The 21,826-nt window shown below is 38.1% G+C and carries 21 protein-coding genes, 2 pseudogenes and 1 riboswitch; of the genes and pseudogenes, 21 read left to right on the top strand and 2 right to left on the bottom strand.

The features are described 5' to 3' along the window. Positions 1–169 precede the first annotated feature (169 nt). The 5 genes from spx to HNQ37_RS07035 all read left to right on the top strand — a co-directional run bounded on the left by spx (position 170) and on the right by HNQ37_RS07035 (position 4,556). The gene (spx, locus tag HNQ37_RS07055; RefSeq protein WP_183540707.1) at positions 170–583 is read left to right on the top strand and encodes a transcriptional regulator Spx; all 414 of its coding nucleotides are present in this window, start codon (positions 170–172) and stop codon (positions 581–583) included. Continuing rightward, positions 576–827, top strand: a complete 252-nt coding sequence (locus tag HNQ37_RS07050; RefSeq protein WP_183540705.1) for a UPF0223 family protein — start codon at positions 576–578, stop codon at positions 825–827. Before spx ends, HNQ37_RS07050 begins: the two co-directional genes overlap by 8 nt. Before the next feature lie 132 nt (positions 828–959). Beyond that, positions 960–2,258, top strand: a complete 1,299-nt coding sequence (gene murA, locus HNQ37_RS07045; RefSeq protein WP_183540703.1) for a UDP-N-acetylglucosamine 1-carboxyvinyltransferase — start codon at positions 960–962, stop codon at positions 2,256–2,258. Between the two features lie 197 nt (positions 2,259–2,455). Then, on the top strand, positions 2,456–3,739 hold the full coding sequence (gene tig / locus HNQ37_RS07040) for a trigger factor (protein WP_183540701.1): 1,284 nt from the start codon (positions 2,456–2,458) through the stop codon (positions 3,737–3,739). A 120-nt stretch (positions 3,740–3,859) separates the two neighbouring features. Then, positions 3,860–3,956: riboswitch (THF riboswitch) on the top strand. A gap of 54 nt (positions 3,957–4,010) precedes the next feature. Beyond that, entirely contained in the window at positions 4,011–4,556 is a 546-nt protein-coding gene (locus HNQ37_RS07035) for a folate family ECF transporter S component (RefSeq protein ID WP_183540699.1), read from the top strand. A 54-nt stretch (positions 4,557–4,610) separates the two neighbouring features. Here HNQ37_RS07035 and proC read toward each other — a convergent pair whose 3' ends face one another. Further along, positions 4,611–5,390: a pyrroline-5-carboxylate reductase gene (proC, locus tag HNQ37_RS07030; RefSeq protein WP_183540697.1), complete on the bottom strand. Its 780-nt coding sequence runs from the start codon at positions 5,388–5,390 to the stop codon at positions 4,611–4,613. A 73-nt stretch (positions 5,391–5,463) separates the two neighbouring features. Here proC and glmU point away from each other — a divergent pair, with 73 nt between their 5' ends. The 16 genes and pseudogenes from glmU (at position 5,464) to coaE (ending at position 21,624) form a co-directional block, all read left to right on the top strand. Continuing rightward, entirely contained in the window at positions 5,464–6,837 is a 1,374-nt protein-coding gene (glmU, locus tag HNQ37_RS07025; RefSeq protein ID WP_183540695.1) for a bifunctional UDP-N-acetylglucosamine diphosphorylase/glucosamine-1-phosphate N-acetyltransferase GlmU, read from the top strand. An 84-nt stretch (positions 6,838–6,921) separates the two neighbouring features. Further along, positions 6,922–7,479, top strand: coding sequence for an NUDIX hydrolase (locus HNQ37_RS07020; RefSeq protein WP_183540693.1), 558 nt, complete (start codon positions 6,922–6,924; stop codon positions 7,477–7,479). Position 7,480: 1 nt separating this feature from the next. Then, entirely contained in the window at positions 7,481–7,765 is a 285-nt protein-coding gene (macP, locus tag HNQ37_RS07015; protein WP_183540691.1) for a cell wall synthase accessory phosphoprotein MacP, read from the top strand. Positions 7,766–7,788: 23 nt separating this feature from the next. Then, positions 7,789–8,469 (top strand): 5'-methylthioadenosine/adenosylhomocysteine nucleosidase, encoded by a 681-nt coding sequence (locus tag HNQ37_RS07010; RefSeq protein ID WP_183540689.1) that lies wholly within the window; start codon positions 7,789–7,791, stop codon positions 8,467–8,469. Positions 8,470–8,569: 100 nt separating this feature from the next. Next, complete coding sequence (gene pepC, locus HNQ37_RS07005; RefSeq protein WP_183540687.1) at positions 8,570–9,886, top strand: aminopeptidase C; 1,317 nt, start codon at positions 8,570–8,572, stop codon at positions 9,884–9,886. A 153-nt stretch (positions 9,887–10,039) separates the two neighbouring features. Then, a complete protein-coding gene (gene rlmB, locus HNQ37_RS07000; protein WP_183540685.1) occupies positions 10,040–10,777 on the top strand; it encodes a 23S rRNA (guanosine(2251)-2'-O)-methyltransferase RlmB in 738 nt (245 codons plus the stop codon). Positions 10,778–10,806: 29 nt separating this feature from the next. Then, entirely contained in the window at positions 10,807–11,676 is an 870-nt protein-coding gene (locus HNQ37_RS06995; protein ID WP_183540683.1) for a DegV family protein, read from the top strand. Positions 11,677–11,901: 225 nt separating this feature from the next. After that, positions 11,902–13,275, top strand: coding sequence for a cell division protein FtsA (ftsA, locus tag HNQ37_RS06990; protein WP_183540681.1), 1,374 nt, complete (start codon positions 11,902–11,904; stop codon positions 13,273–13,275). A 12-nt stretch (positions 13,276–13,287) separates the two neighbouring features. Then, a pseudogene (gene ftsZ, locus HNQ37_RS06985) lies at positions 13,288–14,239 on the top strand (cell division protein FtsZ); the annotation flags it as partial. 296 nt (positions 14,240–14,535) lie between these two features. Next, positions 14,536–15,213: a YggS family pyridoxal phosphate-dependent enzyme gene (locus HNQ37_RS06980; RefSeq protein ID WP_183540677.1), complete on the top strand. Its 678-nt coding sequence runs from the start codon at positions 14,536–14,538 to the stop codon at positions 15,211–15,213. A 25-nt stretch (positions 15,214–15,238) separates the two neighbouring features. Further along, positions 15,239–15,862, top strand: a complete 624-nt coding sequence (locus HNQ37_RS06975) for a cell division protein SepF (RefSeq protein WP_183540674.1) — start codon at positions 15,239–15,241, stop codon at positions 15,860–15,862. Positions 15,863–15,910: 48 nt separating this feature from the next. Continuing rightward, positions 15,911–16,168, top strand: a complete 258-nt coding sequence (locus HNQ37_RS06970; protein WP_183540672.1) for a YggT family protein — start codon at positions 15,911–15,913, stop codon at positions 16,166–16,168. 33 nt (positions 16,169–16,201) lie between these two features. Further along, entirely contained in the window at positions 16,202–16,987 is a 786-nt protein-coding gene (locus HNQ37_RS06965) for a YlmH family RNA-binding protein (protein ID WP_183540670.1), read from the top strand. Between the two features lie 2 nt (positions 16,988–16,989). Beyond that, complete coding sequence (locus HNQ37_RS06960; RefSeq protein WP_183540668.1) at positions 16,990–17,739, top strand: DivIVA domain-containing protein; 750 nt, start codon at positions 16,990–16,992, stop codon at positions 17,737–17,739. A 330-nt stretch (positions 17,740–18,069) separates the two neighbouring features. Further along, positions 18,070–20,856 (top strand): isoleucine--tRNA ligase, encoded by a 2,787-nt coding sequence (gene ileS, locus HNQ37_RS06955; protein WP_183540666.1) that lies wholly within the window; start codon positions 18,070–18,072, stop codon positions 20,854–20,856. 162 nt (positions 20,857–21,018) lie between these two features. After that, complete coding sequence (gene coaE, locus HNQ37_RS06950; protein ID WP_183540664.1) at positions 21,019–21,624, top strand: dephospho-CoA kinase; 606 nt, start codon at positions 21,019–21,021, stop codon at positions 21,622–21,624. 83 nt (positions 21,625–21,707) lie between these two features. Here the strand turns inward: coaE and HNQ37_RS08740 are convergent. Next, positions 21,708–21,826, bottom strand: a pseudogene (locus HNQ37_RS08740) (IS30 family transposase); the annotation flags it as partial.

The following is a 21,826-nucleotide window of genomic DNA, read 5'->3' as shown; positions in this document are numbered from 1 at the left end:
CAAGTACATCTTGGATCTCATAAGCTCAGGATGGGCTTTAAAATATAAACAAAAATTCAGTTTTGAAGATTTACAGCCAATTATTTGACACTTACAATATTTCAATTCGATTTGCTATGTAAAAATAATTTGATATAATCATTATAAAGTATTAGAAAGTGCGGAATCTATGGTAGAACTTTATTTATCACCGAGCTGTACCAGCTGCCGAAAAGCTCGTTCTTGGCTGACAGATCACAAGGTAAATTACAACGAACATAATATTTTTACTCAGGCTTTGTCTGCTGATTCACTCCGTGAAATATTATCAAAGACGGATAATGGAACGGGAGATATTATTTCGATGCGTTCAAAGATCTTTCAAAAATTAGACGTAGATGTTGAATCCTTGTCAGTGAACGAGTTAATTGACTTAATTGAAAAAAACCCTTCTTTGTTGCGTCGCCCAATTATCTTAGACGATAAGCGACTCCAGATAGGGTTTAACGAGGATGACATTCGAGCATTCTTGCCACGTGATTATCGACGAGTGGAGATGGCAGCATCCAAAGAAGAAAAATTAAAGGAAGATAAACTTGTCTGAGAATTATCAATATCCTCTTAGCTTGTCATGGACACCTGAAGAAATGGCGATTGTGATCGCTTTTTTAAATCAGGTTGAAAACTACTACGAGGCAAAAGTTGACGAAAAAAAATTTCTTTTAGCCTATCAAGCTTTCAAAAAAGTCGTTCCTTCAATCGGTCAAGAGAAACAACTGGACCGAGAGTTTGAACAAGTATCAGGCTACTCAAGTTATCAAGCTATTAAAGGCGTAAGGTCCAAATAGGGAGGAAAGAGTCCGAAGCTTTATGATTTATGATATAATCAAATAGTTTAAAAGGAAAGAATTAATCCAAAATGAAGAGACAAGGTGCGTGATTGTGTACCAAGTCTCAGTAACAAGGAGTTAATCCAAACAATGGAAGAAAAAATAGTTGTCAAGGGTGGGCAAACACGCTTGACTGGTACCGTAGAAATTGAGGGTGCCAAAAACGCGGTTTTACCGCTTTTAGCTGCCTCAATTTTGCCCTCTGAAGGTGATACGGTTTTAAGCAATGTCCCAATTTTATCGGATGTTGAAACAATGTCTAGCTTGGTTAATAACCTTGATATTCCACTTGAATTTGATCGTGAAGCAAAAAAAATCACCATTCATTCAACGCAAAATGTAAAATCAAAAGCGCCTTACGAATTTGTTACTAAGATGCGTGCATCAATCGTAGTTATGGGTCCGATTATTGCTCGAAATGGTCGAGCTTTGGTTGCATTGCCAGGTGGTTGCTCAATTGGATCGCGTCCAATTGATTTGCACCTACGTGGTCTTGCTCAGATGGGTGTAACAATTACTCAAAAGAATGGTTATATTGAAGCTTTAACCAATCATTTGGTAGGCGCAAAGATCTATCTTGATTTTCCTTCAGTTGGTGCAACACAAAACCTGATGATGGCTGCAACATTAGCCGACGGTAAAACGATCATTTCTAATGCTGCAAAAGAACCAGAGATTGTTGACTTGGCAAACCTCTTGAATAAGATGGGAGCAAAGGTACGTGGTGCCGGCACAGATACTATCCGTATTGAAGGCGTTGAAAAAATGCACGGGGCTAACCACTCAGTTGTCCAAGATCGCATTGAAGCTGGAACTTTCATGGTGGCTGCGGCTATTACAAAAGGAAATGTTTTGATAGCTGATGCTATTTCTGAACACAACCGCCCTCTAATTTCAAAGCTCTCAGAAATGGGAGTTGAGTTCATTGAAGAAAATGATGGACTTCGAGTGATTGGGCCAGATCGTTTAAAGCCAACAACCGTAAAGACGATGCCACATCCAGGTTTTCCAACTGATATGCAAGCACAAATGACGGTTGCACAAGCGGTTGCTGATGGTGAGTCTGATATGTATGAGACAGTTTTTGAAAATCGATTTCAACACTTAGTTGAAATGTCACGTATGGGGCTAGAAACTGAAATTCTTGGAAATCGTGCTATTATCCAAGGAACTGACAATTTGCAAGGTGCTGAAGTTAAAGCAACCGACCTACGGGCTGCTGCTGCTTTGATCTTGGCTGGACTTGTGGCGGAAGGCGAGACTTCTGTTACAAAACTTCATCATTTAGATCGTGGTTATTGGCATTTTGTTGAAAAGCTTCGTGCACTTGGAGCTGATCTTGAACGTATTCCTATGGAAGATACATTTAAAGTACCAGGTAAAGCCTAAAGAGATCTAAAATACGGAGCTTCTAAGCTAATCTAAAGTAAGTAGTTATGGGCTTTTAAGCCCTTTTTTCTTGAAATAAATCTGATTTTATGTTAATCTGAACAAGTACGAATTTTTCGAAATACGACAAAAGATTAAATTTAGTAACAGTGCATCTGGAGTGTAAATGCGCAGAGACACTGAAGGAGAGAAATCAAATGACAGCAATTTTTGAAAAAACAGGTGCAACTACAGGTACACTTAACTTTTCAATCAATCAAGAGCTTCAAAAGAAAGGTCTTGACGCCGCTTTTAAAAAACAAAAAGGCAATATTACAGTTCCAGGCTTCCGTAAGGGCAAGATCACACGTGAAATGTTTAACCGTATGTTTGGTGAAGAAGCTCTTTACCAAGATGCTGTAAACGAGGTCCTTGAAGAAGCATTTGTTGCTGCTGCTGCAGAAGCAAATATTGAATCTGTTGCTCAACCTGAAATTGACATTGTTTCAATTAATAAAGGTACAGATTGGGAAATGACTGCAAAAGTAACTACTAAGCCTGAAGTTAAACTTGGTAACTACAAGGATCTTGAAGTTTCCGTTAATATTGACAAAGAAGTCTCAGATGCTGATGTTGATTCACGGTTATCAGCTGCACAAGGTCGTATGGCTGAACTTGTTCTTAAAGAAGAAGCAGCAGAAAAAGGCGATACAGTTGTGATTGATTTCAATGGCACAGTTGATGGTGTTGAATTTGATGGTGGGAAAGGTAATAACTACAGCCTTGAATTAGGCTCAGGTTCATTCATACCTGGCTTTGAAGATCAATTGATTGGATCCAAAGCAGGCGACGAAGCTTCTGTTGAAGTGACTTTTCCTGAAGATTACCAAGCAGCTGAATTAGCTGGTAAGGCAGCTGTGTTTGCAACAAAAGTTCACGAAGTAAAAGCTAAAGAAATACCAGAACTTGATGATGAGCTTGCAAAAGATATTGATGATTCAGTAGAAACTTTGGACGAACTTAAGGCTAAGTACAGAGAAGAAATTGCTACATCTAAAGAAGAAGAATACAAGGATGCTGTTGAATCGGCAGCAATCGAGGCTGCTGTTGCTAACGCAACGATTGATGAAATTCCAGAAGCTATGATTCACGAAGAAATTCATCGTGCGATGAATGAATTTCTGGGAGGTATGCAACAACAAGGTATCTCACCTGAGATGTACTTCCAACTTACTGGAACAACTGAAGACCAGATGCACGAACAATATGCAGAAGACGCAGAAGCTCGTGTGAAGACAAATCTTGTCATTGAAGCTATTGCAGATGCTGAAAACTTTGAAGTTAGTACTGATGAAGTTGAAGCTGAAGTTGCTGATCTTGCAACTCAATATAATCTCCCCGTTGATCAAATTAAGAAAATGCTCCCTGTGTCAATGCTTGAACATGATATCAAGATGAAGAGAGCTGTTGAAGTAATTACTGAATCTGTAAAAGTTAAGTAATAAAATTTCATATAAGTCAATACTAAAAAAGCATAGACGAATGTTTATGCTTTTTTAGTATTGACTTATAAAGATAAAAGACAATAGCTGGATCTGAATGTGTTATAATCTATTTACTCATACAGAGTAGGGTAAGTTGCGTTAAGTGCCATGACACGGGATGTTGGTCATGGACGAAGCTGGTTCGCCAGCGCGGTACTTGCTCGCGTCCGCTGTAAAATATAACAAATTTTTACAGCTCACTTCATATTTTTTAGAAGGAGCTTTTTTTATGAAAAGTTTTCGTATGGCGAAGTTAAATCTTCGACTTGTCGTATTGCTGGCAATCTTTGTTGCCCTAGATGTCATAGTTGGTACATTTCTTACCTTTGGCACAAACATTGTCCAGGTTGGCTTTAGCTTTATAGTGAATACTGTCATAGGTGCATTCGCTGGTAGCCTTTGGACAGGTATTGCCATGGGTATTGGGGATGTTGTTTCAACCCTACTCTTTGGCCACTTTGGTTATTTTCCTGGCTTTACTTTCTCTGCAATTATTGTAGGTATAATTTATGGCCTTTTTTTCTACAAGAAACAATTGGCGTGGAATTCATGGAAAGATTGGCTATATGTATTGATTGCTGTAGCTGTAATCATGCTAGTTGACACTGTTTTTTTCAACACTTTGTGGGTTTCAATCCTTTATCATAACCCTTTCTCAGTTTATTTGATGACACGTTTACCTTTACTTTGGCAAATTCCTTTCCGAACAATCGTGATTATGATTATCTTACCCGCCCTCCAAAGAATTCCATCTATCAAAAAATGGATTCTGTAATGTGAAGAGATAAAAAAATAGAATTCACCAATGAATTCTATTTTTTTATCTCTTTTAAATCGATTTCTCTTTATTAATTGTTTCATCTATAGCTGAAATTACGGCCGCATTGAAGTTATGCTTTTCAAGCGAGACAATTCCTGCAATTGTCGTTCCACCAGGGCTGGCTACAGAATCAGCCAACGCTTGCGGATGAATTCCTGAAATAATTACGTTTTGGGCAGACCCAGCAACTGTCTCTGCAACAATTTTTGTTGCCACATCTTTAGGAAGACCATGTAGAACACCAGCACGCGCCATGGCATCGATAAACATATAAATATACGCTGGGCTTGAACCTGCTAAGGCACCAAAAGTCATGAAATCATTTTCAGCCAGTTCAAAGACAGAGCCAACTTTTTGAAAAAGCTCTTTTACAAATTTGTAGACTGAAGACTCAACAGCGTTGTTAGCAACAATTGCACTGGTAGATTTCTGTATTGCCGCATTCACATTTGGCATGACACGGATGATAGCTTGCTTTTTAGAGGTCATCTCTTCAAGTTTATCAAGTCTAATTCCAGTAGCTATTGAAACAAGAGTTTTTTCATCTGTCAGTTCATCTTTAATTTCTTTTAAAACGGCAGGCAGAACTTGAGGTTTGACAGAAAGAATGATGACATTCGAACGTTTTACCAGCTCTAAATTACTCTGACATGCTTTTACTCCAAGTTGAAGGGCAGTTTGTTTACTTTTTTCAAAATCTCGACCGGAAAGTAATATTTCGGACTTGTTAGGAAGCCCAGCGATGATTGCTTGTGCCATTTTTCCGGCACCGATAAATCCTATTTTCATGGTTAAATTTTACCATAATAAAATGATATAATTAACCGAGTAATGATTTCTAGCAAAAGAAATGGAGCAATTTATGAAAAAATATGCAATTATTCTCGCAGCCGGAAAGGGAACGCGAATGAAATCTGAGCTACCTAAAGTTTTACACAAGGTAGCGGATAAACCGATGATTAGCCATGTTATTGAAAACTTCAAAGCTTTGTCACTTGATGAAAGTTTTGTTGTGGTTGGTTTTGGATCTGATAAGGTTATAGATGCTTTGCCAGATTATACTCGTTTTGTTGAGCAATTTGAGCAAAAAGGAACAGGCCATGCTGTTGCTATGGTTCGTCCACTTCTTGGTACTGCTGAGGGAATAACTATTGTTGGTTATGGAGATATGCCACTCATTACCAAAGAATCTTTGCAGAAATTGATGAAATTTCATGAAATATCAGGTTCAGCAGTCACGGTGTTAACAGGAATTGCTACAAACCCATTTGGTTATGGACGTATTATTCGCGAAAATGGTGAAATTGTTAAGATTGTTGAGCAAAAAGATGCAACCGAAGAAGAGAGAAAAATCCAAGAAGTAAATACTGGTATTTACGTATTTGATAATCATAAATTATTTTTAGCTCTCTCCCGCTTAAATACAAACAATACTCAAGGTGAGCTTTATTTGACCGATGTTATCGAAATCTTGAAGACCATTGGTGAAAAAGTTTCAGGTTATACTTTAGAAAATTTTGATGAAAGTTTAGGTGTTAATGATCGTGTGCAACTAGCACAGGCTGAAAAGACTTTTCGTGCTCGGATTAACTTGAAACACATGCTTAATGGTGTCACTTTGATTGATCCTGATACGACATATATAGGGGCGGATGTTACCATTGGAACAGATACAATTATTGAAGGTAATGTCACCATCAAAGGTAAAACCGTTATTGGTCGAAAGTGCTTGATTACAAATGGCTCACGCATTGAGGATTCAACGATTTACGGGAATGTGACCATCAATAATTCAACAGTTGAAGGTTCAACCATGGAACGACAGTCAGATTGTGGACCATATGCACACTTACGCCTAGGGACTGTCCTTCATGAAGAGGTTCACATTGGTAATTATGTTGAAGTTAAGAGCTCAAGCCTTGGACGTGCAACAAAAGCTGGTCACTTGACTTATATTGGCAATGCAGTTGTAGGAGAAAAAGTTAACTTTGGTGCTGGTACAATTACTGCTAACTTTGATGGCAAAAATAAATTTTTAACTGAAATTGAGGACTTTGCCTTTATTGGCTCGAATTCCACGATTATTGCCCCAGTTCATATTGGTAGGAATGCTGTTACAGCAGGTGGATCTACTATCACTAGGGATGTGGCAGAAAATAGTGTTGCAATAGGTCGTAGCCGTCAAATTGATAAAAATGGCTTAGCCAAAAAGTTACCCCATTACCGTGGTGAGTAATATTTTACATGAATTTAATGCAGTAGAGGAAGTTAACAGAGATTTTGAGTTTATTTCAAAATCTTTGTTGTTTAAAGGATAGGCATGAATTTTACAGAAAGAACAGTTTCAAGTAAAGAAATATTTAAAGGCAAGATCATAGAGGTTAAGGTTGATACGGTAGAATTACCCAATGGATTAGGCCAGCAGACTCGTGAATTAGTTTTCCATCCAGGTGGCATATCGGTACTTGCTATCACTGATGAAGATAAGGTAATTCTAGAACGTCAATTCAGAAAACCTTTAGAAAAAATGATTTACGAAGTTCCAGCTGGAAAGCTTGAAGAAGGTGAATATTCTAATCTCGAAAATGCAGTATTACGGGAGCTTGAGGAAGAGACAGACTATCATGCGTCTCATCTCAAGAAAATTCATGAATTTTATGTCTCACCTGGCATAAGTAATGAAGTAAACATTCTTTTTGAAGCAAGAGGATTAACGAAAGTCCAAAATGCTAAGCCAGCAGATATCGGTGAGCTTATTGAAGTTATTGAGATGACTTTTGATGAAGTTCAAAAATTGATTGCTCAAGGTGAGATTCAAGATGCAAAAACCCTGATTGCACTGCAATATTGGGAATTAATTCGATTAAGAAGTAAATAACATGCCTAAAAAACCACTATTAACTGATGATATCGTCAAAGAGGCTCGATTGAAGCGTGAACGCTTAGAGGAAAATCTCCGTTATGATATGGAAAAAGATACAGAGCTTGCTCGCAAGTATGATGAGGAACAGAGAAGGCTCCAAAAGAAATCCATTTATAAGAGTCGGCGAATAGAAAATGCCAAGACCCAAAAGCGTGGGAAAAGTTTACTAAAGTATCTTTTCATCCTTTGGGCAGTTTTGATTGCCATGATAGCTTGGATTATTTTTAGTCCTTGGTCTTAATAAATTGAAGAAATGAGTCAAATATGAAAATAGGAATTATCTGCGCAATGGAAGAAGAATTGCGTGTGCTTGAAAGTAATCTTGAAAATGCTGAAAAGAAATCTCGCTTTGGCTACATTTTTCACACAGGATCTATTGGAAAACACGAGGTGGTACTCATCCAATCTGGAATTGGGAAAGTTATGAGTGCAATGGCGGTATCATTCTTAGCTGAGATTTTTGAAGTAGACGCAATCATTAATTCAGGATCAGCAGGTGCTGTTAATGAGTCTCTTCAAATAGGTGATGTTGTTGTGGCAGAACGTTTGGCATATCATGATGTTGATGTGACTGCCTTTGGCTACAAATTTGGTCAAATGGCACAACAACCCTTGTATTATGAATCAAGCAAGTATTTTATCTCTGAGCTAAAAAAAATTATCGCTAATCTAAAAGTTGGCTTAATTACGAGTTCAGACAGCTTTATTGCTAGCGATGACAAAATTCGGGAGATAAAATCACATTTTCCTGATGTTTTGGCGGTTGAAATGGAAGGTGCTTCTATAGCCCAAGCTGCTACGGCCTTGAAAAAACCCTTTGTAGTTATTCGTGCTATCTCCGACACAGCAAGGCATGATGCCAATTTGAAATTTGATGAGTTTGTCATTGAGGCAGGTCGCCACTCTGCAGCCACTCTGATTAAACTTTTACACAATATGATTTAAACTGTTATTTCGGCAATTTTCATAACTCAGAAAAAATGCTTTAAATTTTCTGAAAATTTAGATATAATAGCTACAATATAGTTTAGAAAGAAAACAATAAATGACAGAATTAAAAAATGATTTTACTCAGTCACTCTATGATGACTTTGCCTCAAACTCAAAATATCGTGCTGTTGAAAATGCAGTTACAAAAAATGGGTTGTTAAACGCACTTGAACGACGTAGTTCGCATGCAAATAATGTTCAAGAGTTTTCAATTGATTTGACAAAGGATCCTGTTGCGAATCAAAAGGCTTCAGGCCGTTGCTGGATGTTCGCGGCACTAAATACATTCCGCCATAAAATGATTAAGGGACTAAATCTTGGCGAATTTGAACTTTCACAAGCCTATACTTTCTTCTGGGATAAGTATGAAAAATCAAACTGGTTCATGGAACAAATCATTAGCAACTATGATATGGATGACCGTAAGTTAAAATTTTTGCTCAATGAACCCCAAGGAGATGGTGGACAATGGGATATGATTGTGGCTATCTTTCAAAAATACGGGGTCGTGCCAAAGGCCGTTTATCCAGAATCTATCGCTTCAAGTAACTCACGTGAGCTTGATCAGCATTTAAATAAACTGCTTCGTCAAGATGCACAGCTCTTACGTGAAGCAAAAGAAAATTCTGAAGATGTTGAACTCTTGCGCGTTATGCTTTTAAAGGAAATCTTTAATTATCTGGCAGTTACTTTAGGACTTCCACCACAGAATTTTGACTTTAGCTTCCGCGATAAGGAAGGAAAGAATTTCACAAAATTTTCAGGTACACCCAAAGAATTTTATGATCAGTTTGTAGGTGTTGATTTAAATGAGTATGTTTCAATTATTAACGCACCAACAGCTGATAAACCATTTAACAAGTCTTATACAGTTGAGTTCCTCGGTAATGTAGTAGGTGCTAAAGCAGTTAAACACTTAAATATCGAAATGTCTCGTTTTAAGGAACTAGCTATTGCTCAAATGCAACAAGGCGAAACTGTATGGTTTGGGTGTGATGTCGGTCAAATGTCCAATCGTAAAGATGGTCTTTTAACACTTGATGCTTATGATTGGGATTCAGCTCTTGATATCAAGTTCACTCAAGACAAGGCCTCACGTCTTGAATATTCTGAAAGCTTGATGACACACGCAATGGTCCTGACAGGTGTAGATTTGAAAGAAGATGGCTCAGCCAACAAATGGAAAGTTGAAAATTCATGGGGAGAAGATGTTGGTAAGAAGGGGTATTTCGTTGCTTCTGATGAATGGATGGATGAATTTACTTACCAAATTGTTATTCGGAAAGAATTCTTGACAGCCACAGAGTTGGTTGCCTATGAAGCAGAGCCAGCTATTTTGCTTCCGTGGGATCCGATGGGTGCTCTTGCTTAAAATATAATAGTCTTATACATCAACTCGCCACAACCTTTTAATTGTGGAAGCATTTTAAATAAGCGCAGGAGGTGTAGTTTATAATATCTCGCTTTGAAAGCCGGATAAACAAATAAAATCCGCGTCGAGCGGATTTTTTTGTTATAATTAACTATGCAAAAATTTGAAAATTCTGATTTGATTTACGGCCTTCATGCAATTGTTGAAGCACTTGAGTCTGGGCGTGTGAATAAACTTTTTGTGCAACAAGATTTGCGCGGGAAGAACACGGACAAAATTAAAGAACTTGCCCGCGTAAAATCAGTAAAGATTGACTGGGTTGATAAATTAGAACTTTCCAAAATGACGGATAACGGGGTCCATCAGGGATTTGTAGCATTCGTTTCTGAGTTTGAATATATGGAATTTTCAACTCTACTAAAAAAGGTTGAATCACAAAAGTCAGTAACTATTTTGATTCTTGATGAATTGACTGACCCACACAATCTTGGCTCAATTGCTCGAACAGCAGATGCGACTGGTGTTGATGCGATTATTATCCCTAAGCACCGATCGGTCGGAATCACACCGATAGCAGTTAAAGCTTCAACGGGTGCTCTACAATACGTCCCAATAGTTCGTGTGACGAATATTTCACAGGTTCTTGATAAACTGAAGGAATCGGACTTTTGGATTTTTGGAACAGACATGGATGGTACTCCTTATACTAATTGGAATACAGCTGGGAAAGTCGCATTGGTTATCGGTAATGAAGGACATGGAATCAGTCCAAATTTAAAGAAACAAGTTGATGAAATGATCACAATTCCAATGGTGGGGCATGTACAGAGCTTAAATGCTTCAGTTGCCGCTAGTGTACTGATGTACGAAATTTTTAGAAATAAGAATTGATATTCTAGAAAGAACTGAGAAGAAATAATATGGCATTTCAAATTTTTACAGATGTAACGGCAGATCTCACAACTGACTTAATAGAACGCTATGGTATTGAAGTTCTAGGAATGGAAATCTCCGTCGATGGCGTCAATCGGCATACGGTTGGCCCAGATGCCATTGATGCAAAGACATTGATTGCTGAAATTAATGCTGGGAAAAAGGCTCAGACCAGCGCTGTTGCAACGGGTGAAATTCAAGAAGCTCTTGAACGTTATGTAAAGTTAGGTAGAGAAATTTTTTACTTAGTGTTCTCCTCAGGACTTTCGGGAACTTTCCAGTCAGCAAATATTGCACGTGACCTTGTTCTTGAAAAATACCCCAAGGCAAAAATCATTGTAGTTGATAGTTTAGCAGCTGCCTCAGGAGAAGGTTACCTTCTTGAAGAGCTGGTAAAGCTTAGAGATGCAGGTAATTCTATAGAGGAAGCTCAAGTCATTTTAGCCGATATTATTCCTCGTTTAAAAAGCTGGTTTATGGTTGATGATTTAAATTTTCTGGCTTTGGGAGGGCGAATCTCCAAAACTGCTGCGGTCTTTGGCTCCATGGTAAATATCAAACCAGTGTTAGATGTAGATCCGACTGGTCACTTGAGAGCAGTTGCTAAGGTGCGAGGAAGTAAAAAGGCTATTGGAACTTTGATACAAAATACGATAGAGGATTTTGATCCTGCATTTCCAAAAATTATCATCTCCTATTCAGGAGACGATAATTTAGCTGAAGAAGCAAAATCTATATTTGAAGAATCATTAAAAAATGTAGAAGTGATTACTCGGCAGCTTGGTCCAGTAATCTGTGCGCATACAGGTAGTGGAACGATTTCTATCTTTTCCATTGGGAAAACCGTTCGAGTATAGTAACGGCTAAATGTGAAGATTACCAGAAAATTAGCAGATAAGCTAATTTATAATAGACAATTTCTTGTATTTCAATTAGGTTACAAAGTCCAAACAGGGGATTTTTAAAACTAAAAAAATTAAAAAATAATTTGCTTTTTATCTCCTTTTTGTGTAGAATACAGGGTGAATATATTAATTTGGAATAATGGGAATGTGTCCAAGGATTAAGGAAGGAGCCATTTAATGGCGAAAAATGGACTTTATACTGGAATAGATATCGGTACTAATACGATAAAAGTGCTTGTTGCGGAATATGTTTCTGGTGAGATGAATATCATTGGAAACGGGAATGCAAAGGCAGAAGGTCTCAGTAAAGGGATTATCGTCGATATTGAAAAAACAGCAATGTCGATTCGTAAAGCAGTTAATGCGGCTCAAGAAAAAGCTGGCATTGTTATTGATACAGTAAATGTTGCAATACCTGCTAATCAACTTCAAATTGAGCCATGTCAAGGAATGGTCCAGATTTCTGGTGGAAGCAAAGAAATTATGGACAACGATGTAGTAGAAGTTGTCCAAAATGCTTTGATGCGGGGCCTTGTTCCTGAACGTGAAATTATCGCTGTGGAGCCTACAGAGTTTGTCGTAGATGGTTTTTCTGAGATCTCAGACCCACGTGGTATGCTTGGTGTTCGTCTTGAGATGAAGGGAGTTCTTTATACAGGACCAAAGACCTTGATTCATAACATTATCACTTCTATTGAGCGTGCAGGCTTTTCAGTTGGCAATATCGTTGTCTCACCTCTTGCCTTGTCTAAACGTGTTTTGTCTGAGCAGGAACGTGAGTTTGGCACTGTGATGATTGATCTTGGTGCTGGGCAAACAACCGTTGCGGCTGTTAAAGATGATCAAATTCGTTACGTTAATTGGCGCCCAGAAGGAGGCGATTATGTTACGAAAGATATTTCTGATATCTTGAACACATCTGTAAAGTCAGCTGAAGATATTAAATTGAACTATGCTGAAGCTTCTACGGAACGTGCTAGTCGTGAGGAATTCTTCTTGGTTGACATGGTTGGAAAACCAGATCCTGAACAAGTTTCTGAATACTACCTGTCTCAAATCGTAGAAGCACGTGTCGCTCAAATCTTTGAAAAAATTCGTCAAGATCTTGAAACGAACCGCGTGGATAGTTTTCCTGGTGGCGTTGTTCTTCTGGGTGGAGCGGCTGCAATGCCTGGTATTGTAGATGTAGCAAGTCGAGTTTTCGAACAAAATGTTAAACTATATGTTCCTGCCGAAGTTGGGCTTCGTAACCCCGCTTATTCTCAAGTCATTTCTGTCGTGAGCTATATCTCAGGCAGATCTGATATCGAAGTACTTGTGACCCGTACGGTTATGGGTGATGTTCCTGCTCCAAGTCCAGTTTATGAAGTTCCAGTGGCTTCGGCCATTGTTCAGCCGGTTGTTTCTCAATCGGCAACTGAATATTATGAAGAAGCAGTTGCTCCAGTTACGCCTCTCCCTCAATCTCACAAGAGTATTGAAGCAGAACCAGAAGAAAAGGAAGGATTTGTTAACCGCGTTCGTGGTATCTTAACGAACATGTTTGACTAAAGGAATTATACAATGGAATTTTCATTTGACACAGAAAGCACTACTGGAGCAGTCATCAAAGTTATTGGCGTTGGTGGTGGTGGCGGAAACGCTGTAAATCGTATGGTAGAAGAAGGTGTTAACGGCGTAGAATTTATCGCCGTAAATACAGATGTTCAAGCGCTTCGTCTCTCAAAGGCCGATCGAGTAATCCAAATCGGTCCAAAATTGACACGTGGGCTTGGTGCTGGAGCAAAACCAGAAGTTGGTCGTAAGGCGGCTGAGGAATCAGTTGAACAAATTACAGAGGCTTTACGTGGTGCTGATATGGTCTTTGTCACTTGCGGTATGGGAGGAGGAACTGGTACAGGTGCAGCTCCCATTATTGCAGGTGTTGCTCAAGAGCTTGGCGCTTTGACAGTTGCGGTTGTGACTCGTCCGTTTGGCTTTGAAGGCTCAAAACGTTCATATTTTGCGACTCAAGGAATTGAAGATCTTCGTGAGAATGTTGACACGCTCCTGATTATCTCAAACAATAATTTGCTTGAAATTGTAGATAAAAAGACCCCTTTGGCTGAGGCTTTACGTGAAGCAGATAATGTCCTCCGCCAAGGCGTTCAAGGTATTTCAGATTTAATTACAAGCCCTGGTATGATTAACCTTGACTTTGCAGATGTTAAAACTGTTATGGAAAAACGTGGCGATGCTTTGATGGGCATTGGCACTGCACAAGGTGAAGATCGTGTGCTTGAAGCAACTCGTAAAGCCATATATTCACCACTTCTTGAAACCACTATTGAGGGTGCTGAAAATGTGCTCTTGAATGTGACGGGTGGAATGGATATGACTTTGACAGAGGCTCAAGATGCTTCTGAAATTGTTATTTCAGCTGCTGGAAATGATGTTAATATCTTACTTGGTACTTCAATCGATGAAACTTTGAAGGATGAAATTCGAGTGACTGTTGTTGCAACAGGTGTTTCTAGGGATGAATCAAATCGTGTTTCAGGCTTAGGTTCAAACACTTCTGCACGAAATAATGCGTTTGATGCAACAATCCCTAATCGTCAGAAATCTACTCCAAGAAATGATTTTTCGTCACAATCTCAAAAACCTTCAGCATTTGGTGATTGGGATCTCCGTCGTGAGACCCCTGCCCCTACAAGTTCACGTCCAAACATTGGTTCAACACCATCTACAAGCATAAACACTTTTAACGGTTTCCAAAGTGGTTCTGATGAAGACTTGGATACACCACCATTTTTACGTAATCGTTAATTCATGCCAATAAATGAAAATGTTAGAGATGTTATTGAATCTGTTCATGAAGCCGAAGTGGCATCAGGACGTGAAATTGGGACTGTCAAGATTATTGCAGTAACAAAATATCGTGACTCTGATTTTGCTCGAAACTTTCCGAGAAATGGTTTGTTTGACTTGGCAGAGAACAGAGTAGACAAGCTTCTAGAAAAACAAGAAGCATTGACAGATTTAACGAACCTTCATTGGCATCTCATTGGCAACTTACAGCGCCGGAAAGTTCGTACGATAATCAATTCGATTGATTATTTCCATGCCTTAGACAGTATTCAGCTAGCTGAAGAAATTTCAAAACGAGCAGAGCATCCGATTAAATGTTTACTTGAAGTGAATATCTCAAGAGAAGATTCTAAACACGGCTTTAGCGCAAGTAATGTATTAGAAGCTGTTAGGGTAATTTCTACATTAAGTAATGTAGAAATTATTGGTTTAATGGCCATGGCCCCAATTGATGCAGATGAGCATCAACTTCACCAGATTTTCGGTGCCACAAAAAAGCTACAAGAAGAAATTAAAGCAATGAATCTTGAACATATTTTATGTACTGAACTAAGTATGGGAATGTCAAGAGATTATAAGATAGCAATTCAAGAAGGAGCAACCATGGTTCGAATCGGGAGCTCATTCTTAGAAGATTAAGAACACCTACTAAAGGAGCCAACACATGGGTTTACGCGACCAGTTTGAAAAATTAAGAAATTATTTTGTCGAGGACGAAGACGAAGATGATGATGACTATGTCGAAGAAGTTCCAGTACATGAGCCAACTCCTCAACGAGTTCAAACTGCTCCGCGATCACAGGCACAGTCTAATCCTCAACGTCCAATTCCTGCGGCATCTGCCGCATCAGCTATTCGCCGACCAGTTCCTGGTTCAAATTCTGGAATGAATTCTTCAGCTTATGTAAGTTCTGCATCAACTTCAAGTCCAGCCTCAACTTCAGTAGGAAGCCAAACAACAGTGGTATCTCAAAATAATATGATAGGTAATCCTTCAAATTCAAAAATAACTATGACGGTTCCGCATGTCTATGCAGATATCATGGAAATGGGTAAGATGCTTAAATCAGGTACAACCTTGATTGTTAACTTTAAGAACATGGCTGATCAACAGGCACGTCGTTCAATCGATTTCTTAACGGGTGTTGCTTATATCCTTGATGGGGATATTCAAAATATTGGTGGCCAGAGTTTTCTTGTCACACCAACTGGTGTGGATGTTGATGGTGCTAAAGAAAGTCTTTTGGCACAAGGTGGTTCTGGCTTTGAAAGTTTTGACTTGTCTTAAGTCAATTTAATTAAGCTTTATAACAGCTTAGTAAAGTAAAGTTAATAAATGATAATATATTATATCCTCAATTTTGTTAGCATAGTGATTGATGTCTATACCTATGTACTTTTAATTTATGCGTTTTTATCATGGCTGCCTTCAGTTAATCAGTCGTTTATTGGTCGTTTTATTCGGAAAATTGTCGATCCTTATCTTAGCCTCTTTGATAAAATTCCGACTAGGTTTGGAATTTTTGACTTTAAGGTCTTTATCGGGATGATTGTTCTTCTAATTATAAAGAGGTTTCTATTTATTATCTTCTAATTGTAAAGTTTCAATACGGAGAGGCTTAAGGAAATGGAATCAATTTATCAACATTTTGCGCTTTCTGAGCGTGATTTTTTGGATAAGGCCACGGACTGGACAAAGCAAGTCCAAGATAAACAGTATATTCATCTTAGCCATTTTTTAAATCCAAGAGAACGCGATATTTTAAAATTTATAGTAAATAAAAACTTACTTAAGATGTTTATATCTCATGGGGACTTAGAATATGCACGCGTAATTATTGCTCCTAGTTACTATGAACTTCAGATGCCAGACTTTGAGATAAGTCTCTTAGAAATTAATTATCCCAATAAGTTTGGGTCAATTTCTCATAGACAAATTTTGGGTACATTCATCCACGAGACGGGATTAGATCGTAGGGAAATTGGTGATATATTAATATCTGATGGAAAAGCACAAATTTATGTGAACTCAAAATTGCGAGATTATTTCATGCAGAGTATCAAGAAAATCAACAATCTGTCAGTTCGTATTAAAGAAGTTGATTTTAGCCAGCAGATTAAGTCAGAAACTGAATCTGAATTTACAACCATTCTGGTTAGTTCCCTTCGCCTCGATAAAGTAATTGCGTCTAGCCTTGCAATTCCTCGCAATTTGGCCGTAAATATGATACAATCTAACCGTGTTAAGGTAAATTATACTGAGATGGATAGAAATGATTTTGGCTTACAGGATGGTGATTTACTTTCAATTAGAGGCTTTGGTCGAGTAAAGATTCTCAGACAACTGGGTTTAAGCAAAAAAGATAAAATTAAAGTTGAGATTGAAAAAAATCTAAATCGAAAAGGACGGTAAATATGGCTCTCAATAGTTTAGACGTGCAAAATAAAACCTTTAATATAAAATTTAGGGGTTACAATCGTCAAGAAGTTGACGAGTTCCTAGAAATTGTGATCCGTGACTATAATGAAATGGCTCAGCGGATTAAGGATCAAGAGCGTGACATCAAGACGATGCAAGTACGTTTGAATGACTTTGATAACATGAAGGAAACTTTGAATCGTTCAATTCTAGTTGCTCAGGAAACAGCAGATAGTGTAAAATTGCAAGCTGAGTCCAATGCGGAGCGTATTAATCGTGATGCCGCTCAACGTGGTGAACAAATTTTGAATGCTACTCATAGTGAAGCACGTCAAATTCTTCAATCAACTTACGATGAAGCTCGACGGTTGGTTCATGAATCTGATGAGTTGAAACGTGGTATGCGTAGCTACTACCAACGTATTACAATGTTGATGGAAGGACAATTAGCCAATATCAAATCTTCTGATTGGGATGAGATTCTTAAACCGTCACCTATCTATGTTGGTGATACTGAAGAAAAACTTAGGGAAATCATTGAACATACTAGCCAAAACTTTATGCCAATTAATGATAAAGGTGAAGAAATCCAACGTGTTGGTGATCGTGCTCCTGAAACACTTGAGAGCTTCACAAATGCACTCAATTCTGAAACTTCAAATGATTCACCCGATATATCTTCTGCAATTCAGGAACCTGTTGAAGTAGAGCATGAGTCTTCAGAGCCTGATTCCAAAGCAGTCTGAGTCTTCTTAAATAAATATAAAAATTTTTTCAGAACAAAATTTTATAGTGATCCCTAAAGCGAGTACTGGTTGGTGAGAGCAGTATGGTCCATCCTATATAATTATCATCTGAATTTAGTTCGGCTGAAAAGATTAAGCTGGACCGGTTCGCCTCGATATAGGCGTTTTGAGATTTACAGGAGACTGTAAATGAATGAAGGTGGTAACACGGTTTTTCGTCCTTTAATGCGAAAAACTGTGTACTGCCCTTTTTGTATTTAGAGCAGTTATCAGATGTTTATAGCAACAGTAATGATGATGTTTTTAATCATCAATGAAAGGAAAAAATTTATGAAAATAAAAGATACTTTAAATCTCGGTAAAACTGAATTTCCGATGCGTGCTGGTCTTCCAACAAAGGAACCAATTGCACAAAAAAAGTGGGAAGACGAAAAACTTTACGAATCACGTCAAAAGCTAAATGAAGGTAAACCTTCCTTTATGCTTCATGATGGCCCTCCTTATGCAAATGGTAATATTCATCTGGGGCATTCATTGAATAAGATTTCCAAAGATATCATCATTCGTTATAAATCAATGTCAGGTTTTCGTAGTCCTTATGTACCTGGCTGGGATACGCACGGTCTTCCAATTGAGCAGCAATTGGCTAAAAAGGGAATTAAGCGTAAGGAATTGCCACGTACTGAGTACTTAGAACTTTGTCGTCAATTTGCTCTTGATCAGGTCAATACCCAAAGAGCTGATTTTAAGTCACTAGGTGTCCTTGGTGATTGGGAAAATCCTTATTTAACACTTCAGCCTGAATTTGAAGCAGCACAAATTCGTGTCTTCGGTGCCATGGCTGAAAAAGGCTACATTTATCGAGGTGCTAAACCAATCTATTGGTCACCTTCTTCTGAGTCAGCACTGGCTGAAGCTGAAATAGAGTATGCTGATATAAAGTCCCCATCCTTATATGTTGCATTTTCAGTTGTGGATAACAAAGCTGATAAGATCCCTGCTGATACTGAATTTATCGTTTGGACAACCACTGTCTGGACCTTCCCATCAAATCGTGGTATCTTTGTGAATCCAGAAGTGACTTATGTCATTGTTCAAGTGGCTGATCGCAAATTTATGGTAGCCAAAGACTTAATCGAAGATGTAGCTGCCAAGATTGGCTGGGAGTCTTATGAAGTTATTCAAGAAATCATAGGCCAAGAACTTGATGAAATGACAGCTAAACATCCTTTCTATGATCGGACTTCGTTAGTAATGCTTGGTGATTATGTTGAGACAACTTCGGGTACAGGCCTTGTGCATAGCTCGCCTAATCATGGTGAAGATGACTATTTTTACTCGCGTAAGTACAAAATTGAGGTTATTGAAGATTTAGACAACCAAGGCCGCTTTAACGAAAATGCACCAGGTCTTGAAGGGCTTTTCTACGAGGAAGCTATTCCAACTATCCAAAAATGGCTTGAAGATAATGATCGTCTTTTACACATTGACTATTTTATGCATTCATATCCACATGATTGGCGTACAAAGAAACCTGTTATCTATCGTGCCTTGCCACAATGGTTTGCGTCAATTGATAAATTCCGTTCAGAAATCTTAACTGCAGTTGAAAATGTTAGCTGGGTCATCCCTTGGGGGAAAACACGGCTTTATAATATGGTTCGTGATCGAGGAGACTGGGTAATTTCACGCCAACGTGCTTGGGGAGTACCACTTCCAATATTCTATGGAGAAGATGGAGAAGCCATCATTACTAAGGAGACAACAGATTACATTGCTGAACTCTTTTCTGAATTTGGTTCTAAAGTTTGGTTTGAACGTGAAGCCAAAGACCTATTACCAGAAGGATTTACCAATGAACATTCGCCAAATGGGGAATTCACTAAAGAAAATGACATAATGGATGTCTGGTTTGACTCAGGGTCCTCATGGAATGGTGTTTTAAACACACGTCCTGAGCTGTCTTATCCAGCTGATCTTTATCTTGAAGGATCTGACCAATATCGGGGATGGTTCAATTCTTCTATCACAACTTCAATTGCTGTGAATGGTATTGCCCCTTACAAGTCTGTGCTCTCTCAAGGCTTTGTCTTGGACGGAAAAGGTCGTAAGATGTCAAAGTCACTTGGCAACACAATTGTGCCTTCTGATGTAACCAAGAAACTTGGTGCGGATATTCTTCGTCTCTGGGTGGCCTCAGTTGACTATGAATCTGATGTTCGTGTTTCCATGGATATTCTCCAACAAGTCGCTGAACAATACAAAAAAATTCGCAATACTACCCGTTTTCTTCTTGCGAATACTTCTGATTTCAATCCAATTTTTGATTCTGTAGAATTTTCGGAACTTCGCAGTGCAGATAAATATACTTTGGAAAAGTTTTCAAAGCTGGTTGATAAAGTACTTAAAGCTTATGAAAGCTACAGCTTTATGACAGTTTATAAAGAACTTACGAACTTCCTGACAGATTTATCAGGCTTCTATATGGATTTTGCAAAAGATGTTATTTATATTGAGCCTAAGAAGTCATTAGCTCGTCGCCGTATGCAAACTGTTTTCTATCAGATTTTGGTTGACTTGACTAAACTTATCGTACCAATTTTACCTCATACCGCTGAAGAAATTTGGTCATATCTGGAATTTGAAAAAGAAAAATTTGCATACTTGACAGAGATGCCTCAAGCAAAAAATTATCCTGTAACAAATGAACTTGAAGAAAAGTGGTCTAACTTTATGGACTTCCGTGATAAAGTCCTTAAGGCGCTTGAAAAAGCGCGCGAGACAAAGCTCATCGGCCGTTCTCAAGAAGCTTATGTTAAAGTTTACGCTGATCAGCCAACAAAAGCTATGCTCAAGGAAATTGATGAAAATTTGGCTCAACTGTTGATTGTTTCAGGGTTTGAATTTGCGGGTTCAGAGAATGTGACAGCTCCTGAAGGAGCAATCCGTTTTGATGGCTTAGATATTTTGGTTGATAAGGCTCCGGGCGAAGTTTGCCAACGTTGTCGTCGTGTAGACGAAACTGTGGGGGATGATCATAAATTTACTAATCTCTGTTCAAACTGTGTGAAAATTGTGAATGCAGAGTATCCAGAGCTTGATGCTTTTGAAGATTAGTATCAGACATAACCATATGTATAAGAAGAAACTTTATATATAAAAAATCGGAGTAGTAATACTTCGATTTTTTAATTTTAGAGTGTGAAGAAAATTGTTTATAGATAATATTGTGAATATATAGATTCTATAAGCCTTTTGAAAAAGTGATATACTATACTAATGAAAAAAGCCATAGGATTGACGGGTGGTATTGCAACAGGGAAATCATCGGTAACGTCGTTTTTACGTTCACAAGGTTTTGTTGTCTTTGATGCAGATGATCTGGTACATGATTTACAAAAAGTTGGTGGTCGTCTCTATAATTTGATTTTCTCAGAATTTGGATCCGATTATTTTGACGAAATGGGGGAAATGAAACGCCAAAAACTTGCGGAAGAGGTCTTTAGCAATCCTGAAGTGAATCAAAGGCTTGGGAAGCTACAAAATTCTATCATACGGGAGGAGATTTTAAAAGAAAAGAATCAGCTCTCTTTAGAACATGATCTTTTCTTTATGGATATTCCTCTACTAATAGAAGAATCTTATCAAATTTATTTTGATGAAATTTGGCTAATATCAGCGCAACCGAAACTACAATTAGACCGTTTAATGAAGAGAAATTTATTAACTGAAAAAACTGCCAAAGAAAGAATTGCAATGCAAATGTCTATGGACGAGAAAGTCAAATATGCTGATGTAGTCATAGATAATTCTGGAAGTCTTAAAAATTTACACGAACAGATATTAAAGCAAATAGAAAAATTAAAAAATGATAATCAATATTAAGAAAGTGGGATACAGAAGCTGCCAGTAAAAGGATGAGAAAAGAGAATAAAAATTAATTGAAAAAGGCAAATTGCAAATTTAATTTAGCCACCCCGATACATCTGAAATGGTGTCTGATACTTGAACATTTTTCTTGGATATTGATTCATCCAGGTCTCAATTTTAGCAACTGCTGAAGCTGTTGTTTGTTTTGTTCCTTTGG

The sequence above is a fragment of the Lactovum miscens genome (genome assembly GCF_014202895.1).
GTDB lineage: Bacteria > Bacillota > Bacilli > Lactobacillales > Streptococcaceae > Lactovum > Lactovum miscens.
This window is presented reverse-complemented; position numbering and strand designations above follow the sequence as displayed.

Excerpts from the sequence above, each read along its gene's own strand:
- spx (WP_183540707.1), top strand. The coding sequence starts at position 170 with ATGGTAGAACTTTATTTATCACCGAGCTGTACCAGCTGCCGAAAAGCT.
- murA (WP_183540703.1), top strand. The coding sequence starts at position 960 with ATGGAAGAAAAAATAGTTGTCAAGGGTGGGCAAACACGCTTGACTGGT.
- tig (WP_183540701.1), top strand. The coding sequence starts at position 2,456 with ATGACAGCAATTTTTGAAAAAACAGGTGCAACTACAGGTACACTTAAC.
- HNQ37_RS07035 (WP_183540699.1), top strand. The coding sequence starts at position 4,011 with ATGAAAAGTTTTCGTATGGCGAAGTTAAATCTTCGACTTGTCGTATTG.
- proC (WP_183540697.1), bottom strand. The coding sequence starts at position 5,390 with ATGAAAATAGGATTTATCGGTGCCGGAAAAATGGCACAAGCAATCATC.
- glmU (WP_183540695.1), top strand. The coding sequence starts at position 5,464 with ATGAAAAAATATGCAATTATTCTCGCAGCCGGAAAGGGAACGCGAATG.
- HNQ37_RS07020 (WP_183540693.1), top strand. The coding sequence starts at position 6,922 with ATGAATTTTACAGAAAGAACAGTTTCAAGTAAAGAAATATTTAAAGGC.
- macP (WP_183540691.1), top strand. The coding sequence starts at position 7,481 with ATGCCTAAAAAACCACTATTAACTGATGATATCGTCAAAGAGGCTCGA.
- HNQ37_RS07010 (WP_183540689.1), top strand. The coding sequence starts at position 7,789 with ATGAAAATAGGAATTATCTGCGCAATGGAAGAAGAATTGCGTGTGCTT.
- pepC (WP_183540687.1), top strand. The coding sequence starts at position 8,570 with ATGACAGAATTAAAAAATGATTTTACTCAGTCACTCTATGATGACTTT.
- rlmB (WP_183540685.1), top strand. The coding sequence starts at position 10,040 with ATGCAAAAATTTGAAAATTCTGATTTGATTTACGGCCTTCATGCAATT.
- HNQ37_RS06995 (WP_183540683.1), top strand. The coding sequence starts at position 10,807 with ATGGCATTTCAAATTTTTACAGATGTAACGGCAGATCTCACAACTGAC.
- ftsA (WP_183540681.1), top strand. The coding sequence starts at position 11,902 with ATGGCGAAAAATGGACTTTATACTGGAATAGATATCGGTACTAATACG.
- HNQ37_RS06980 (WP_183540677.1), top strand. The coding sequence starts at position 14,536 with ATGCCAATAAATGAAAATGTTAGAGATGTTATTGAATCTGTTCATGAA.
- HNQ37_RS06975 (WP_183540674.1), top strand. The coding sequence starts at position 15,239 with ATGGGTTTACGCGACCAGTTTGAAAAATTAAGAAATTATTTTGTCGAG.
- HNQ37_RS06970 (WP_183540672.1), top strand. The coding sequence starts at position 15,911 with ATGATAATATATTATATCCTCAATTTTGTTAGCATAGTGATTGATGTC.
- HNQ37_RS06965 (WP_183540670.1), top strand. The coding sequence starts at position 16,202 with ATGGAATCAATTTATCAACATTTTGCGCTTTCTGAGCGTGATTTTTTG.
- HNQ37_RS06960 (WP_183540668.1), top strand. The coding sequence starts at position 16,990 with ATGGCTCTCAATAGTTTAGACGTGCAAAATAAAACCTTTAATATAAAA.
- ileS (WP_183540666.1), top strand. The coding sequence starts at position 18,070 with ATGAAAATAAAAGATACTTTAAATCTCGGTAAAACTGAATTTCCGATG.
- coaE (WP_183540664.1), top strand. The coding sequence starts at position 21,019 with ATGAAAAAAGCCATAGGATTGACGGGTGGTATTGCAACAGGGAAATCA.